Annotated in this window: 12 protein-coding genes; 7 read left to right on the top strand and 5 right to left on the bottom strand. The window is 40.3% G+C overall.

Going from position 1 to position 15,074, the window contains the following annotated elements:
• The first annotated feature begins 1 nt into the window (after position 1).
• Both ABIS04_RS13835 and ABIS04_RS13830 read left to right on the top strand, forming a co-directional pair.
• Positions 2-436, top strand: coding sequence for a hypothetical protein (locus tag ABIS04_RS13835; protein WP_350431441.1), 435 nt, complete (start codon positions 2-4; stop codon positions 434-436).
• 74 nt (positions 437-510) lie between these two features.
• Positions 511-1,128, top strand: a complete 618-nt coding sequence (locus ABIS04_RS13830; RefSeq protein WP_350431440.1) for a hypothetical protein — start codon at positions 511-513, stop codon at positions 1,126-1,128.
• A gap of 319 nt (positions 1,129-1,447) precedes the next feature.
• On the opposite strand, the gene ABIS04_RS13825 is transcribed toward ABIS04_RS13830, so the two are convergent.
• The 3 genes from ABIS04_RS13825 to purE form a co-directional block, all read right to left on the bottom strand.
• Positions 1,448-3,052, bottom strand: coding sequence for a PAS domain-containing methyl-accepting chemotaxis protein (locus tag ABIS04_RS13825; protein WP_350431439.1), 1,605 nt, complete (start codon positions 3,050-3,052; stop codon positions 1,448-1,450).
• 706 nt (positions 3,053-3,758) lie between these two features.
• Positions 3,759-4,844 carry a 5-(carboxyamino)imidazole ribonucleotide synthase gene (purK, locus tag ABIS04_RS13820; protein WP_350431438.1) on the bottom strand — a complete coding sequence of 362 codons (1,086 nt, stop codon included), beginning with the start codon at positions 4,842-4,844 and terminating at the stop codon, positions 3,759-3,761.
• Positions 4,844-5,335 (bottom strand): 5-(carboxyamino)imidazole ribonucleotide mutase, encoded by a 492-nt coding sequence (gene purE, locus ABIS04_RS13815; RefSeq protein WP_137226385.1) that lies wholly within the window; start codon positions 5,333-5,335, stop codon positions 4,844-4,846. Before purE ends, purK begins: the two co-directional genes overlap by 1 nt.
• A 303-nt stretch (positions 5,336-5,638) precedes the next feature.
• Between purE and ABIS04_RS13810 the strand changes: the two genes are divergently transcribed.
• The 4 genes from ABIS04_RS13810 (at position 5,639) to ABIS04_RS13795 (ending at position 12,458) form a co-directional block, all read left to right on the top strand.
• A complete protein-coding gene (locus ABIS04_RS13810; RefSeq protein WP_350431437.1) occupies positions 5,639-7,483 on the top strand; it encodes a VWA domain-containing protein in 1,845 nt (614 codons plus the stop codon).
• 90 nt (positions 7,484-7,573) lie between these two features.
• Entirely contained in the window at positions 7,574-8,122 is a 549-nt protein-coding gene (locus tag ABIS04_RS13805) for a sigma-70 family RNA polymerase sigma factor (RefSeq protein ID WP_350433440.1), read from the top strand.
• On the top strand, positions 8,119-8,982 hold the full coding sequence (locus tag ABIS04_RS13800; protein ID WP_350431436.1) for a hypothetical protein: 864 nt from the start codon (positions 8,119-8,121) through the stop codon (positions 8,980-8,982). The genes ABIS04_RS13805 and ABIS04_RS13800 overlap by 4 nt, the downstream gene beginning before the upstream one ends.
• Before the next feature lie 179 nt (positions 8,983-9,161).
• The gene (locus ABIS04_RS13795) at positions 9,162-12,458 is read left to right on the top strand and encodes a S41 family peptidase (protein ID WP_350431435.1); all 3,297 of its coding nucleotides are present in this window, start codon (positions 9,162-9,164) and stop codon (positions 12,456-12,458) included.
• Between the two features lie 90 nt (positions 12,459-12,548).
• Here the strand turns inward: ABIS04_RS13795 and ABIS04_RS13790 are convergent, their stop codons facing one another.
• Both ABIS04_RS13790 and ABIS04_RS13785 read right to left on the bottom strand, forming a co-directional pair.
• The gene (locus ABIS04_RS13790) at positions 12,549-12,986 is read right to left on the bottom strand and encodes an OsmC family protein (protein WP_350431434.1); all 438 of its coding nucleotides are present in this window, start codon (positions 12,984-12,986) and stop codon (positions 12,549-12,551) included.
• A 422-nt stretch (positions 12,987-13,408) separates the two neighbouring features.
• Complete coding sequence (locus ABIS04_RS13785) at positions 13,409-14,059, bottom strand: DsbA family oxidoreductase (protein ID WP_350431433.1); 651 nt, start codon at positions 14,057-14,059, stop codon at positions 13,409-13,411.
• A 426-nt stretch (positions 14,060-14,485) separates the two neighbouring features.
• Here ABIS04_RS13785 and hpf point away from each other — a divergent pair, with 426 nt between their 5' ends.
• The gene (gene hpf / locus ABIS04_RS13780) at positions 14,486-14,842 is read left to right on the top strand and encodes a ribosome hibernation-promoting factor, HPF/YfiA family (RefSeq protein WP_137226392.1); all 357 of its coding nucleotides are present in this window, start codon (positions 14,486-14,488) and stop codon (positions 14,840-14,842) included.
• Positions 14,843-15,074: the final 232 nt, after the last annotated feature.

Here is a 15,074-nt window from a genome sequence, read left to right as displayed (position 1 = left end):
CATGTCTCTTCGGTCATTCTGGCGAACATCGGTAATGCTGATAATTGGACTAGCCTTGCATGGTTGTGCTTCATCGCCAGATGAAATGGTTGAATGTGGTACTGTGTCGAGTTATTTAGACCCCGACAACAGTGCCAATTTATACCGAGTCGTTGTGACTCACCTAGATGGCGTCCCTGTTATTTCAAGACCGAATTATCAGTTATTGCCCGGTGAACATGAGTTTACTGTCGCAGAACTGATTAATTCACCAGCGTTAAAAGTGTCATTATCTGCACGGAAAGTAAAAGTTTTTTCTATCAAAGTAAAAGCTGAACAGCGTTACCATATTGCTGCACAATTCAATACCGATAAAATCTATATCGGCCAAAATCAAGGTTATTGGCAACCCGTGGTTTGGCAGACAGAATCCCATCAATGTGAGATGACGCGCTAACCTGAATTGCATTAATTGCTTATTGATGTAAAACTAAACATTGAATCAATATCTTAGGTACTGGTAGAAGTGTTATGAAATGTTTTTTAGGTGTTGTTAGCGCAATTGTTTTATTGTCTTTAACAGGTTGCGCCACCTCGCCTCCGAAAGAGCCTGATAATCTTTGTTCGATTTTTAAAGAACATCGCTCGTGGTATGACGCCGCTGTAGATACCCGTGAAAAGTGGGGCGTGCCTGTACATGTTCCCTTAGCGATGATGTATCAAGAAAGCTCATTCAAACACAATGCGGCACCTCCAATGGAATACTTTTTAGGCTTTATCCCCACAGGGCGAGCCAGTGACGCTTATGGTTATGCGCAAGCTAAAACCATGACTTGGGACGATTACGTTCGCGAGACCGGTAACAGTTGGTCTAGCCGCAGTGATTTTGACGATGCTATGGATTTTATGGGCTGGTTTATTTATAAAACCCATAAAATTAACGGCGTGTCTAAGTGGGATGCTAAAAACCAATACTTAAATTATCACGAAGGTTGGGGCGGTTATAAACGTGGCAGTTATAAAGCCAAAAAATGGTTAACGCCAGTGGCTAATAAAGTCGATAAACGCTCAAAACGCTATGCTGCTCAGTATCATCAATGTAAAGAAGATTTAGATTCCTCATGGTTATGGCGAGTGTTTTTTGGCTAATATTAATGCAGAACTTGATCTCAATAATGAATTGAACATAGTCGGATAAATAAAATGGGCAATCTCACGAGATTGCCCATTTTATTCCAGAGTATTCATACTGTTGAAAAGCTGGATCATTATGGTATAACTTGCTAGATAGACAATAAAACATTATTTAACAATATGTTACTTAATGACACTATTACCTTTACTTGCAATAGGCTCACTATTGATACAGTTTGTCATACTAGAATGCGCCTTGTGAGCAAATAGATGACCAGTTTGCGATAAAGTAGTTTAAATAACCTAATTCAAACAGATTTATCTCATCTGTAAATTAGTTGAGATTAGCTTTTTGATTATCCTGAGTAGTTTTAAGGTTTCTTGTTAAAAACTGCTCAACTAATACCATTTGCGAGTCTACTTTTTCAACGACGTCACCACCTAGGTGAACCATATCTTGACCCAACTCATTACTACTATTCACTAATTGAGATACCACCACTACGCTTCGATTGACTTCATTAGACACCTGAGATTGCTGTTCTACAGCGCTAGCAATATGATGAGTCATGTCGGTGATTTGCTCTACAGCAAGACGAATTTCATTAAGTGCGACACCTGCTTGTTCTGCTTGCTCAACACAAACATTGGCATCATTAAGCCCTTGTTCCATGCTCGATACAGCAGACCCAGTACCTTGTTGTAAACGACTTATCATATCGTGGATTTCTTTAGTTGAGCTATGTGTTCGCTGAGCCAATGAGCGGACCTCATCGGCCACAACAGCAAATCCACGGCCTTGCTCTCCAGCCCTTGCCGCTTCAATTGCAGCGTTTAGGGCGAGTAAATTTGTTTGTTCAGAAATAGCTTCAATGACATCCAATACAGAACCAATATTTTTGCTGTGTTGTTCTAATTCAGTAATAACATTAGAAATCGTACCCAGTTGATTAGACATTTTTTTGATAGAAGAGACCATTTGCTTAACTACATTGTCACCTAAAGTAGTTTGAGATAATGCACTTGCTGAAGATTGAGCTGCATCAGCACAATTTGAAGCCATATCAGTTAATGTCGCGGTCATTTGGTGCATCGCTGTTGCAACTTGTTCAATTTCAGCCATTTGCGATTGGCTGTTTTGCTGAATATCATGTCCTTTGGTTGCTGATTTTTCGGCGCTTTCTGATACTTGTTTGCTTGAGTCAAGTGTACGCCCTAACACCGCCCTAAGCTCGGATGCTTGCATTTGCAGTGCTAAATCAATCTTTGCAATATCGTCATTTTTTCCGGTATAAACAGCAGAGGAAATAGGATTATTATAAATAGTAGTGGCTTTTTCAACGAGATGATTAAAACGTTTGAATGCTGTTTTTATAGCGATAAAACCACCACCAAACGAAATACCAAACAGTCCTAAGCTTATCATGTCCCCTTGGCTAGCAAGATAAGCCATGGGGATCATTACAGCACCAAAGGTTAAATAGACTTTAATGGGTAAGGTGATTTTACTAGGGGTAATAGAGTGAGTTTTACCCTCTTTTAATTGTTCATAAATCGTTTCTGCTCGTGTTATTTGCGCACGCGTTGGTTTAGTTCGAATAGATTGATATTCAACTATTTCACCCTTATATGAAATGGGGGTAACAAAGGCATCGACCCAATAATAATCACCATTAGAGCAACGGTTTTTAACTAATCCTTTCCAAGGGTCTCCTTGTTGAATATGTTGCCAAAGATCTTTAAATGCCGCGGTCGGCATATCCGGGTGACGTACCATATTGTGTGGTTGACCAACTAAATCTTGGGGCTCAAAGCCTGCGACGGTACAAAAAGAGCTATTGGCATATTTAATATGGCTGTTGGTGTCGGTGATGGAAAGCAAAATCCAGTCTAGCGGGTAATCATATTCTTTTTGTGTTATTGGCTGATTATTTCTCATTGATATAGCTCCAAGGATTTGGGCCATTTCTATCCTTGAAACGGAATGAATATTATAAGTATAATTTTTTTATATTTTTATTAAAAAGTTTTTATTGTATTGGTATCTTTTAATAATAATTAGTTATAAATGATCCTTCAATTAATGAATTGTTGAAATGATAGTTTGAACAATATTATAAATTACATAATCTGATAAACATTTTTTACTATACACGAAAAATAAAATGTTACTGAAGTGTATCAACAGGTCGTACCTTTTGTTGCAGTATACATTTTATTGTTATAACCATTAGGTATTGGACTTATTTATTAAGGTATGGGTGCGTGATGATTATTTGAGAGTGAGATTCATATTACACACATATGGATATTAAGTAGGGTATTAATTTTGAGACTAGTTAGATAATTATTTTTTAAAATTAACATTGAAATTAGACTTGGGATGTATATTGCTGGGTGGTTAAGAAATACTCAAATCTTTGAGTTGTTTTAATGATTAAATGTTCATTATATTTATCATTAGTAAAATAAGATTAATTATTGGATGTCCATTATTAATCACCTACAATAACAAAGGTTATAATTCATCGAAAGCCAACATGAAAGACGAATATAACCATGTAACAATAAAAGGAGCCTAGGCTCCTTTTATTGTTAACTGATACTTATTTGGTAACCATATTGGTCGTATTTACTTGGCCTATTTATTTGTCAAATTCTGCCAAAATCCAATCTAACGGTGCTTGATATTGTTGTGGCATCCAAGCTTTAAGCTGGTTGATACTGTCATCTAACATGGCTTTATTGTGCACTGACAAGTTTAAATGGCCTACCTTACGGCCCTCACGAACTTCTTTGTTGTACCAAAATAGTTCTGCATTAGGCAGGCTTAACCATCTATCGTCTTTATCAACGCCAATTAAGTTTACCATCACACATTGAAAATTTACTTGCGGCAGATGCAAAGGTAAATTGCACAAAGCACGTAAGTGCAGTTCAAACTGGTTAATGTGACAACCTGTTTGAGTCCAATGGCCAGAATTATGTACCCGCGGGGCTAACTCATTCACCATTAAGTGTTCACCCACACGGAAACACTCCATTGCCATCACACCCACATATTCAAGGCCATTCATCACCTTGCTGAGCATGGCTTCAGCTTCAGCTTGCAAAGGGGCTAAACGGGTTAATGGTGCAATAGAAGCCATTAGAATGCCGTCTTGATGTAGGTTAAGCGTCAGTGGGTAAAATAAACAACGGCCATCTTGAGTGCGAACCCCAACTAATGACACTTCTTCATCAAAGTTAATCGCTTGTTCTGCGATGGCTTCATTGCGCCAATCGGCAGGAATGGTTGTCGCTTCTGTCTGTTTTAGCCAATGTTGTCCTTTACCGTCATAACCGCCGGTGCGGCGTTTTAATAATACCCGTTCACCATAAGCTTTATGCAGGGCTTCGGTACTGGTATTGTCATCAACTAATTGCCAAGGCGAGGTCGCAACATCTAATTCATCTAAGAGACTTTTTTGGGTAAAACGATCCGCTAAACGGCCAAATACTGGGCCATTAATAAAATGTGGGTGTTGGCTGAGTTGTAAACTAAGTTGAGATTCAGGCCATTGCTCGCGTTCAGCGGTAATAATGTCATCAGCTTCTAATGGTAATTTAACATCTGATGGCGTCATAATATCAACCGGACGCACATTAATACCCAGTGGCTGACCAGCGTGACTAAGCATGGCGCCTAATTGACCATCGCCCAATACCCATAAATTTTTTGGCAACGTCATTAGTCTTCTCTCGGATCGGGATTATCAAGGATCGAGCGAGTTTGCTCATCACGAAATGCGTCTAAACGCTCAGCTAAAGCAGTGTCGCTAATTGCCAAAATTTGGCTGGCTAATAAACCTGCGTTAAATGCACCAGCTGTACCAATCGCCAAGGTGCCAACAGCAATCCCTTTAGGCATTTGTACAATAGACAATAGACTGTCCATGCCAGATAGCGCCTTGCTTTGCACTGGAACACCCAATACTGGTAAACGCGTTTTCGAGGCGATCATGCCGGGTAAATGGGCTGCTCCGCCTGCGCCACCAATAATGACTTTATAGCCTTTATCTGCAGCAGAACTTGCAAATTCCATAAGCTTGTCTGGTGTTCTATGAGCAGAAACAACTTCAACATGATAAGGCACTTGTAACTTATCCATAATTTCAGCGGCGGCTTCCATTGTAGGCCAATCACTTTTCGAACCCATTACAACAGCAACTAGGGCTTGCATGTTAACTCCTTAACGTACTTATTCTATTAGTATATTTAGTTAATTCGCTCAGTAGGAAACGGCGGCGGTCAACGTCAATATTAAGGCGATAAAAAAGGGGCTAGATAATAGCATAAGCCGTGCTCTGTTGGCTGCATTTCAGTGTTTTATGAGGCTAACACTCAATTTCTAAATACGAAAACTCTTTAAATACATTTTATTTAAATAACCCTTTTACTCATCGCGCTCGTTATTAGCCGTATACAAGGTCACTTTGCGTACGTAACCAATATGAATAACAGGTCGATAGATAGGGGTATAATCATGAACCATGTCCATAAGCAGCTCACTCGCAGTACATTAGCCATTGTCATTAGCGCGATTATTATCGGTGGTTGTGCACAAGAATCCAAAGACAGTGCAAAACAAAGTCAGCCCCAATCTACTTCTAAAAATCAGCCTGCTTCTAAAATTAAATCCGCGAGTAAAACTGATTCATCTTCACAAGCGCGCCCTGAGTTATCTGAGGTAGCAGGCTTAGTGATAGCTTCTGAGCCACAGGTTGATTTATACCAAGGATCTAAGGAGCTACATCGCAGTGCTAAAGTCATGGCATCGTCAATGGCGCAGGGTATTGTGAGTTCTCAGCATGTTAGCGTAAGTGATCGCAATTTTTCTTTGGCACCAACGGTTAATGATAAGTTTGAGTCAATAGTGGAAAACGGCAATATGGTTGCCGCTGAAACACCGGTATCCACTTTTTCAATTGATGTTGATACTGGCAGTTACAGCACCACCCGCAGATTAATTAATCAAGGCCAACTGCCGACTAAGAATACCGTTAGGGTAGAAGAGTTAGTGAATTACTTTAGTTACAACTATCCAACACCGACAAACTCTGAGCAGCCATTTAGCGTCAATACTGAATTAGCACCATCACCGTACAATGCTGATACTCAGTTATTGCGTATCGGCCTTAAAGGCTTTGATGTTGCAGTAGAGCAGCTTGGTGCAACTAATTTGGTGTTATTACTTGATGTGTCTGGCTCTATGTCGTCTATTGATAAGTTACCATTATTAAAACAAGCCATGTTGATGCTGAGTCAGCAATTATCGGCGCAAGATAAAGTATCGATTGTGGTGTATGCAGGCGCCAGCGGTGTGGTGCTTGATGGCGTTGCAGGTAATGACTTTTCTGCCATTAAAACAGCCCTTAGTCAGTTAAATGCTCAAGGTGGCACTAATGGAAGTCAAGGTATTCAGTTGGCGTATCAATTAGCGCAAAAACACTTCATCACAAATGGTAGTAACCGAGTTATATTAGCCACAGACGGAGACTTTAACCTGGGGATGACAGATCATCAGCAATTGGTCGATTTCGTTACCAGTCAAAGTAAAAATGGTATTGGTTTATCCACGCTTGGTTTTGGTCTGGGTTCTCGTACTGCGAGTTATAATGACCATTTATTGGAACAATTATCGAATAAAGCTAACGGTCAATATGCCTATATAGACACGCTTAATGAAGCGCGAAAAGTGCTAGTGGATCAACTCAGTGCCACCCTGTTAACTATTGCCCACGATGTTAAAGTGCAAATTGAATTTAACCCAGCCGTGGTGTCTGAGTATCGACTTATTGGCTATGAAAATCGGGTGTTGAACCGCAGCGACTTTAATAACGATGCAGTTGATGCCGGAGAAATTGGCGCAGGTCATACCGTTACCGCCTTGTACGAACTGCGCTATAACGAAAGTCGCAATAGATTAGTAGACCCATTGCGTTATGGCATCGAAAAGCCAGTTGTTGAAGACACAATGGTAAGCACCGATGAAGTGGCCTTTTTAAAATTACGATATAAAAAGATTGGCGAACAAACCAGTCAATTAATCACTTATCCCATTAACCGCGAGCAGCAGCTGACTCATCTACATCAAGCCAGCGATGACTTTAGATTTGCTGCGGCAGTAGCGGGATTTGGGCAATTGCTTAACCATAATGATTATGTCCACGATACTGATTATGCTAACTTAATTACATTAGCCGAATCCGCAATGGGCCAAGACCGCTTTGGTTATCGCCATGAATTTGTGCAAATGCTTAACACCGCCAAGGTACTTTCAGAGCAGCAAGCATTATTAGAATTGACGGCAAAGCGCACCAATCAGTAAGTGGGTAACAATAAGGATAAAATAGTGCATACATTGAATCAGCCTAAGGACGATACTTTAACCGCACAAGCTGGTAGCGACGAGCAACTTATGCTCGACTATCAGGCTGGTGATATGAGCGCGTTTGAAACCCTATACCGCAAGCATAAAGGGCCTTTGTATCGTTATTTTGTCCGTCAATTACATAACCAGCAGTTAGCAGAAGACTTATATCAAGACACTTGGGGCAAAGTCATTAACGCAGCAGTGCAATATCAAGTCACCGCAAAGTTTACCACTTGGTTGTATAAAATTGCTCATAACTTATTGATTGATCATGTGCGCGCGGTTAAGCCGCTTGATAAGGTCACTGCACTTGGCGAAGACCAAACTATGGATAGCCTAGAAGCTAATCATCATGTCTCACCAGAGCCGCAATTACTGCAGCAGCAACAAGCCGATATGCTTAAAAGTTGTATCGCTAAATTGCCGCCAGTGCAAAAAGAAGCCTTTTTGCTCAATATCGAAATGGGCATGACTGCCGCCATGATAAGCGATATTGCCAATGTCACTTTAGAAGCTACTAAAAGCCGGATTCGTTATGCCTATAAAAGTATTAAACAATGTATCGCTAACCAATGGCAGGAGACGTCATTATGATTAAGCAACCCGAACATGACCAAGAGTTCACGGCATTACAAACTGAAATTAACAAGGCTTATCATCAACAAACATTAGAGCAACCATCAGATGAACTTGATGAAGCGATTTTAGCTAAAGCGCGATCGGGGGCTCATGTGTCAGCAAAGGGGAAAAAGCTTAAAAAGTCACTATGGCAACGTAATGCTTGGTTATTTTCAAGTGCCGCGTCTGTATTGCTGGTGGCCGGATTGTTTATGCTCACTCCGAGTTGGCAACAGCTAATAGGTGTCGATGCGGAACAAGCTATACCTACTCAACCTGCGTTACCTAAGCAAGCTATACCCCAACAAATAGGATCGGTTTCAGTTGTAGCCGCTACCGAAAAAGCAATTGCTATCGAAGGTTTGTCGATGAAAGTCAAATCTGCATCTACGATTAAAAATGATTCATCAAGTAACGATTCGGTAATTAGCGAGCCAGTCGCTGAAGAATCAACAATTAACGCATTCAGTGAGCAACCAGCACTAATGCGTGCAGAGCCAGCACAAATTGCGAGTGACACAGCAAAGCAAGCGGTGGCAGCTAAAACCAATGATGTAGCAACGCAAAAAAAGGCCATTGAATTACAATCGCATCGCAATGACAAAGAAATCCAGTTATTGAAACAACAAAGCGATAATTCAACAAAAGATATTATTCAACTAGATACCGCTGACGTGGCATTAGCTCGCTTAAAAGCGTTAATGGCAGACAATAAAATAATCCAAGCTGAGCGTTATATGATTACAATGGATCAACGTTTTCCTGAATTATCAAATAAGGCGCACCCACTTTATGAGCAATATCAAAAGATTAAAGTACAGTTAACCTCGAAATAACTAAGGTTCAAATAGCCTTAAAATAACAACGGTTAAACCAATATGGTTTAGCCGTTTTTCGTTACATTTTTGTACTGCTAAATTCGCCGCAACTCTGATAACGTTAAAGCATAAATAAAACCGCCAATTCGATAACATCTCAACTCACATTATCGACGTTAATAAGGATGCTCCTCACCATGAAACTTCGTCGCTCCGTTACGCATTGTATGCTGGCTTTAGGCACTTTAGCCTGCTCATCAATGATATTTGCTAACGCTTCAAATCAAGGTTATTACCGCGCGCCAGCTTTACATGATCAAACCCTAGTGTTTACTGCCGAGGGTGATCTGTGGACCACTGAACTCAGTCAAAACAACAACCAAACAAAAGCCAGTCGCTTAACGAGTTTGGCGGCTGAAGAAATGGATGCAACGATTTCAAAAGATGGTAAATGGGTGGCTTATACCGCCAATTATGAAGGCGCAACTGAAGTCTATGTGATGCCTATTCAAGGCGGAGTCGCTAAACGAGTGAGTTTTGAAAATAGCCGCGTACGCTTGCAAGGCTGGACCGCAACTGGCGAAGTATTATATTCCACCGACAACGCATTTGGTCCGGCAAATTTCTGGGTGCTCAAAACGGTTAATCCACAAACTTTAAACATCACCAATTTACCTTTAGCTGACGCCGTAGAAGGTACAATTGATGATAAAGGTGAATATGTTTATTTTACTCAATTTGGTCTGCAAGTCAGTGGCGACAATGTCAAAGTGTATCGCGGCGGTGCTAAAGGTGAGATTTGGCGTTATAAACTAGGCAGTAAAAAAGAAGCCCAGCAATTAACGGCAACACATGAAGGCTCAGTTAAACAGCCGATGTTATGGAATAATCGAGTCTACTTTGTGAGTGATCAGTCTGGGAATGACAATATTTGGTCAATGAGCGTAGACGGTAAAGATATTAAACAGCACACCCAATATACCGACTGGCAAGTGCGTGACGCCCAACTTAATCATGGTCGAATTGTGTTCCAGCAAGGTGCCGACATTAAACTGCTTAATTTGGATAATCTGCTTGAGTCCACTCTCGACATTGAACTCACCAGTGACTTTGCTCATCGCCGTGAGCAATGGGTAAATGATCCTATGGATTATGCCACTTCAACGGTATTCGCCCCTCAAGGCGATAATGTAGTGATTACCGCTCGCAGTCATGTCGCTATTGCCAGTAATGATGGCCGCCGTTTAGTACAAATAAACTCACCCGCCGATAGCCGAGTTCGCGATGCACTATTAAGTGACGATGGGAAATGGGTGTATGGCATTAGTGACGCATCTGGCGAGCAAGAAATTTGGCAATATCCAGCCGACGGTTCAGCAGGGGCAAAACAGCTCACTAAAGATGGCAATACCTTACGCACCAGTTTATCGTTATCACCTAATGGTCGTTATTTGGTTCACGATGATTATATGGGCAATGTGTGGTTATTGGATTTAACCCGTAACGATAACCAGAAAATCATCAAAAATGGCGAAGGTCTTGGTCCTTATCAAGATATTAACTGGTCTGGTGATAGTCAATTTATTGCCCTAACCAAAGCAGAAATTGGAAAGCAACGTCCTCAAATTGTGTTGTATTCAATTAACGATTCAAAAGCACAAACCGTCACCACAGATAAGTATGAATCTTTTTCGCCGAGTTTTAGTCCTGACGGTAAATGGTTATATTTTCTGTCTAATCGCGAATTTAAAGCTAATCCAGGTTCGCCTTGGGGCGATCGTAATATGGGACCTATTTTTGACAAACGCACCCAAATTTTTGCATTAGCTTTAAATGCTAAAGCGTCATTTCCATTTGCTAAACCAACGGAATTAACGATCCAAAGAGACGCTAAAAAAGCAGATGAAAAAGATTCTGATTCGGTGAGTAAAATTAAAGTTGATTGGGATGGGTTAAATCAACGTTTATGGCAAGTACCAGTGGATGCTGGAAATTACAACAGTTTAACGGTCGCTAAAGACAAACTGTACTTACTTGATAGTAATAAACAAAGTAGTGAATTAAAACTCGTTAAGTTTGAACCTATAAACCCGAAAGTAGAATCCTTTAGTGAAGATGTGGGCCAATACTCATTATCAAAAGACGGCAGTAAATTAATGCTGCGCAAAAAATCAGATCCTAAAAATATCATGATTGTCGCTGCCGGAGACAAACTGCCTAGCGATGTATCTCAAGCCAAAGTCAGTACCAATCAATGGCAATTAAGTATTTCGCCACCGCAAGAATGGCAGCAAATTTTTGAAGATGCTTGGTTGATGCATCGCGATTCGTTTTTTGATCCGAAAATGCGTGGGGTAGATTGGCAAGCCGCTAAAGCTAAGTATCAACCTTTGGTCGATAGACTGACCGATCGTAATGAGCTCAATGATATTTTCATGCAAATGATGGGCGAACTGAACTCACTGCATTCACAAGTGCGTGGTGGTGATATTACTCGTGACACTGATGCCGCCAAAGCTGCTGCTTTAGGCGCTAGACTGACACAAACCGATAAAGGTGTAATCGTCAGTCATATTTATCAAACTGATGCTGAGTTACCATTGTCTGTATCACCACTTGCTCGTATTGAAGTTAATGCTAAAGATGGCGATGTGATTAAGACCATTAATGGCAAAAATGTCACCAATATTGCTGAAGTGACACAATTGCTACGTAACCAAGGCAATAAACAAGTGCTATTAGGTTTACAGCGTGGTAAAACACACATTAATACTATAGTGACACCACATGATATTGGTACCGATGCCAAGCTACGTTATTTGGACTGGGTTGAACATAATGGCGATAAAGTGGCTAAAGCCTCCAAAGGAAATATTGGCTATTTGCATTTATACGCTATGGGTAGCGGTGATATAGAAAGCTTTGCTCGCGAGTTTTATACCAACTACGACAAAGATGGTCTAATCATTGATGTTCGCCGCAATCGTGGTGGTAACATCGACAGCTGGATTATTGAAAAGCTATTGCGTCGTGCTTGGGCATTTTGGCAGCCAACTCGTGGCAGCACTAATGCAAACATGCAGCAAACCTTCCGAGGCCACTTAGTCGTGTTAGCCGATCAAATGACCTACTCAGACGGTGAGACTTTTTCTGCGGGAATTAGAGCACTTAATATTGCGCCGATTATCGGTAAGCAAACCGCGGGTGCCGGTGTATGGTTATCGGGTCGTAATTCGGTTACCGACAAAGGCATGGCACGAGTGGCAGAATACCCACAATATGCCATAGACGGTCGTTGGGTGGTTGAAGGTCACGGGGTTGAGCCCGACATTGAAGTCGATAACTTACCTTATGCTACTTTTAGCGGTAAAGATGCTCAGCTTGAAGCTGCAATTAATTATTTAAAAGACGAATTAGTGCAACAGCCTATTAAACCATTACAAGGTCAGCCAATACCTCCCAAGGGGCCTGCGGCAGACATTAAAGCGAAATAAGTTGTAAAACAGCTTAAAAAACAACCCTCCTTAAACATTGTTTTTGGAGGGTTATATTTATGGTTCTAAAGAATTTAGTATTGCTAAATATTAATGTTTAATGTCAACTTCACAGGCTAATGAGTTAGCAATAAAGCAGTTCGCATGAGCCTTTTCATGAATTTTTGCCAATGTATCTTCATCTACTTCAACCCCTTCAGCAAAGATCACCTTAGGTTCAAGCGTCATTTTTACTACAGCAATTTTCCCAGCGGCATTTTGGCCTAAATCTGCAGTGGCATTATCAATATAACTCGCCACAGGAAGCCGTTTTAAATGAGCAATGGCTAAAAAGGTCAGCATATGACATGACGATAGCGCCGCCAGTAAACATTCTTCAGGATTCACTTTATCTGCATTTCCTTTGTATTCAGGAGCAGATGAGGTTTGGATGGTTTGTCCGCTGCCAAACTTAACCTCATGGTCGCGATTAAATTCACCTTCTTCACTAGGTGAAGATTGCCAATTGGTTGTTACTTTAAAGCCCATTTTGTACTCCTAAAACCACATAAAAGTGGTGTTTATAACGACTTAACGTTTTTAAAACGTACAATATTCATCGTTATATTGTATTCTTTTAATGGTAATTAATATCTATATATTCAACACCAAGCACCGCCTATTGTCTATGAACTCGGTCGAATAAATGTACATAAACATGTCCTCAAATCACTACAGCTAACCTTGCTGCCTGAGTGATTAACACTAAGCGTTGACGTCTAGGTCAAGATATGATGTTTCTCTGTTTAAAAAGAAAAACCAGCTTGCGCTGGTTTTTCTTTATACAAGCTTTGTCTATATTTTAATAAACCAATATAAATCAGTTAATTAAAGGTTTAAAAAAATCAATCACCTTTATCACTTATCGAGTAACCTCAAACACTGAACGCTAGTTGTGTTATTTATTCTGATTAAGCTTCTTCGGTAGTCAATTTGGTAATTAATTCAGCAATAGTGGCAGGTTCTTGGGCGCCAGAGATTAAATACTGTTGATTAAACACTATGGCGGGCACTGCTTGGATCCCACGGCCGATCCAAAGTTGCTCTTCCTCTTTTACGGCAGCTTCAAAGCGTTTGTCAGTGAGCACTGCGCGTGCTTCATTAGCATCTAAACCGACTTGCGCTGCAGCTTCAATTAAGACTTCAATATCATCTGGGTTTTTCTGCTCAGTAAAGTAGCTGCTGAATAATGCCAGTTTCAATTCAGTTTGCTTACCAGACTCTGCCGCCCAATACAGTAGCTGATGGGCCTGAAGAGTGTTGTAAATACGTGATGAGTCAGAAAAGTTAAACTCAAAGCCTAAATCGGCACCCATTTGAGTTAATCGTTGACGATTTTGCGCACTTTGCTCAGGTGTAGAACCGTATTTTTCGGCAATATGTTCACCTAGGTGTTGCCCTTCAGGCCCCATTTTTGGATTAAGTTCAAAAGGATGCCACTGAATGTTAACGTCTAAATCATTGAATTGACTTAATGCTTGCTCAAGTCGGCGGTAACCGACAATACACCAAGGGCACATTACGTCTGAAATTATGTCAATTTGGAGCTGCTTAGTCGCCATGAATGTTCCTGTTAATGATTAATTCGACTTCATTTACCAAAGTCTGAAAAGATAATAAATGTATAGTTGCTTATAAATTAACTGCTTTTAGCGGTAAATTGAATGGTTTACCATCACTTGTGTAAACAACACAAAAATTGCAATCTTTAGAGCTGAATTGTGTCTATACTTAATCAGTAATCTGATGTTTAATCAATGTAGGGGTTAGGTTAATTTGACATATCCCATGCACGTTTAATATTGATATAGCCATTAAAGTGTATCAGGTAGAGATAAAACACATTTTAGGCTTGAGTACTTGTGATACAAAGCACATGTCCGATGTCTAAATATGTCTGCCTACATTTGTACAACAACACGATTTATGTCAGCATGCAATTGTAATACGCGACAAATTTGGCAAGTAAATTCTTTTAAGGACAATCTATGAAAATAAATCTTTCTGGTCACCATGTTGATGTTACTGATACTGTCAAACAACACGTAGATGAAAAATTCGCTAAAATAGCTAGCCATTTTCCAACACTTATTTCGCTAGATGTCATCATTGCCAAAGAGCATGGTGAATTTGATGTAGAAATTAGAACTAACTATGAAGGAACTCGCATTGCGGCTAAAGGAACTGACTTAGTCATGTATCCTGCTATTACCAGCGCAGCTAAAAAATTAGATGCAGCGCTAAAGCAACGTAAAGGCCAATTAAAAGCAGATTTGCATGATAAACCAGATGTTACTGCGCCTGAAATTGCTTACGAAAAAGTTCAAGAAATGGACTTAAGTTAACCATACTCGTTTATTCAACGAGTCCCAAAAACGCAGCCTACGCTGCGTTTTTTGTTTTAATTTTATCGAAAGCGATAATCAAGTCAACGTCAGCAAGAACGAATGTAAGGCTGATGAAAATAAAACCTAGGTGCTAGAAGCTAGTGAATGTTTTACTTAGATTGATATTATGCTAAGAAAATATCCAATACTGATAAACATGAATACCTTAACCGTTTGCTTCATAAACCTT

The organism is Shewanella sp. H8, assembly GCF_040285065.1.
Taxonomy (GTDB): Bacteria; Pseudomonadota; Gammaproteobacteria; order Enterobacterales; family Shewanellaceae; genus Shewanella; species Shewanella polaris.
Note: the sequence above shows the minus strand (reverse complement) of the source record. Positions and strands in the feature narration are given on the sequence as shown.

Excerpts from the sequence above, each read along its gene's own strand:
- ABIS04_RS13835 (WP_350431441.1), top strand. The coding sequence starts at position 2 with ATGTCTCTTCGGTCATTCTGGCGAACATCGGTAATGCTGATAATTGGA.
- ABIS04_RS13830 (WP_350431440.1), top strand. The coding sequence starts at position 511 with ATGAAATGTTTTTTAGGTGTTGTTAGCGCAATTGTTTTATTGTCTTTA.
- ABIS04_RS13825 (WP_350431439.1), bottom strand. The coding sequence starts at position 3,052 with ATGAGAAATAATCAGCCAATAACACAAAAAGAATATGATTACCCGCTA.
- purK (WP_350431438.1), bottom strand. The coding sequence starts at position 4,844 with ATGACGTTGCCAAAAAATTTATGGGTATTGGGCGATGGTCAATTAGGC.
- purE (WP_137226385.1), bottom strand. The coding sequence starts at position 5,335 with ATGCAAGCCCTAGTTGCTGTTGTAATGGGTTCGAAAAGTGATTGGCCT.
- ABIS04_RS13810 (WP_350431437.1), top strand. The coding sequence starts at position 5,639 with ATGAACCATGTCCATAAGCAGCTCACTCGCAGTACATTAGCCATTGTC.
- ABIS04_RS13805 (WP_350433440.1), top strand. The coding sequence starts at position 7,574 with ATGCTCGACTATCAGGCTGGTGATATGAGCGCGTTTGAAACCCTATAC.
- ABIS04_RS13800 (WP_350431436.1), top strand. The coding sequence starts at position 8,119 with ATGATTAAGCAACCCGAACATGACCAAGAGTTCACGGCATTACAAACT.
- ABIS04_RS13795 (WP_350431435.1), top strand. The coding sequence starts at position 9,162 with ATGAAACTTCGTCGCTCCGTTACGCATTGTATGCTGGCTTTAGGCACT.
- ABIS04_RS13790 (WP_350431434.1), bottom strand. The coding sequence starts at position 12,986 with ATGGGCTTTAAAGTAACAACCAATTGGCAATCTTCACCTAGTGAAGAA.
- ABIS04_RS13785 (WP_350431433.1), bottom strand. The coding sequence starts at position 14,059 with ATGGCGACTAAGCAGCTCCAAATTGACATAATTTCAGACGTAATGTGC.
- hpf (WP_137226392.1), top strand. The coding sequence starts at position 14,486 with ATGAAAATAAATCTTTCTGGTCACCATGTTGATGTTACTGATACTGTC.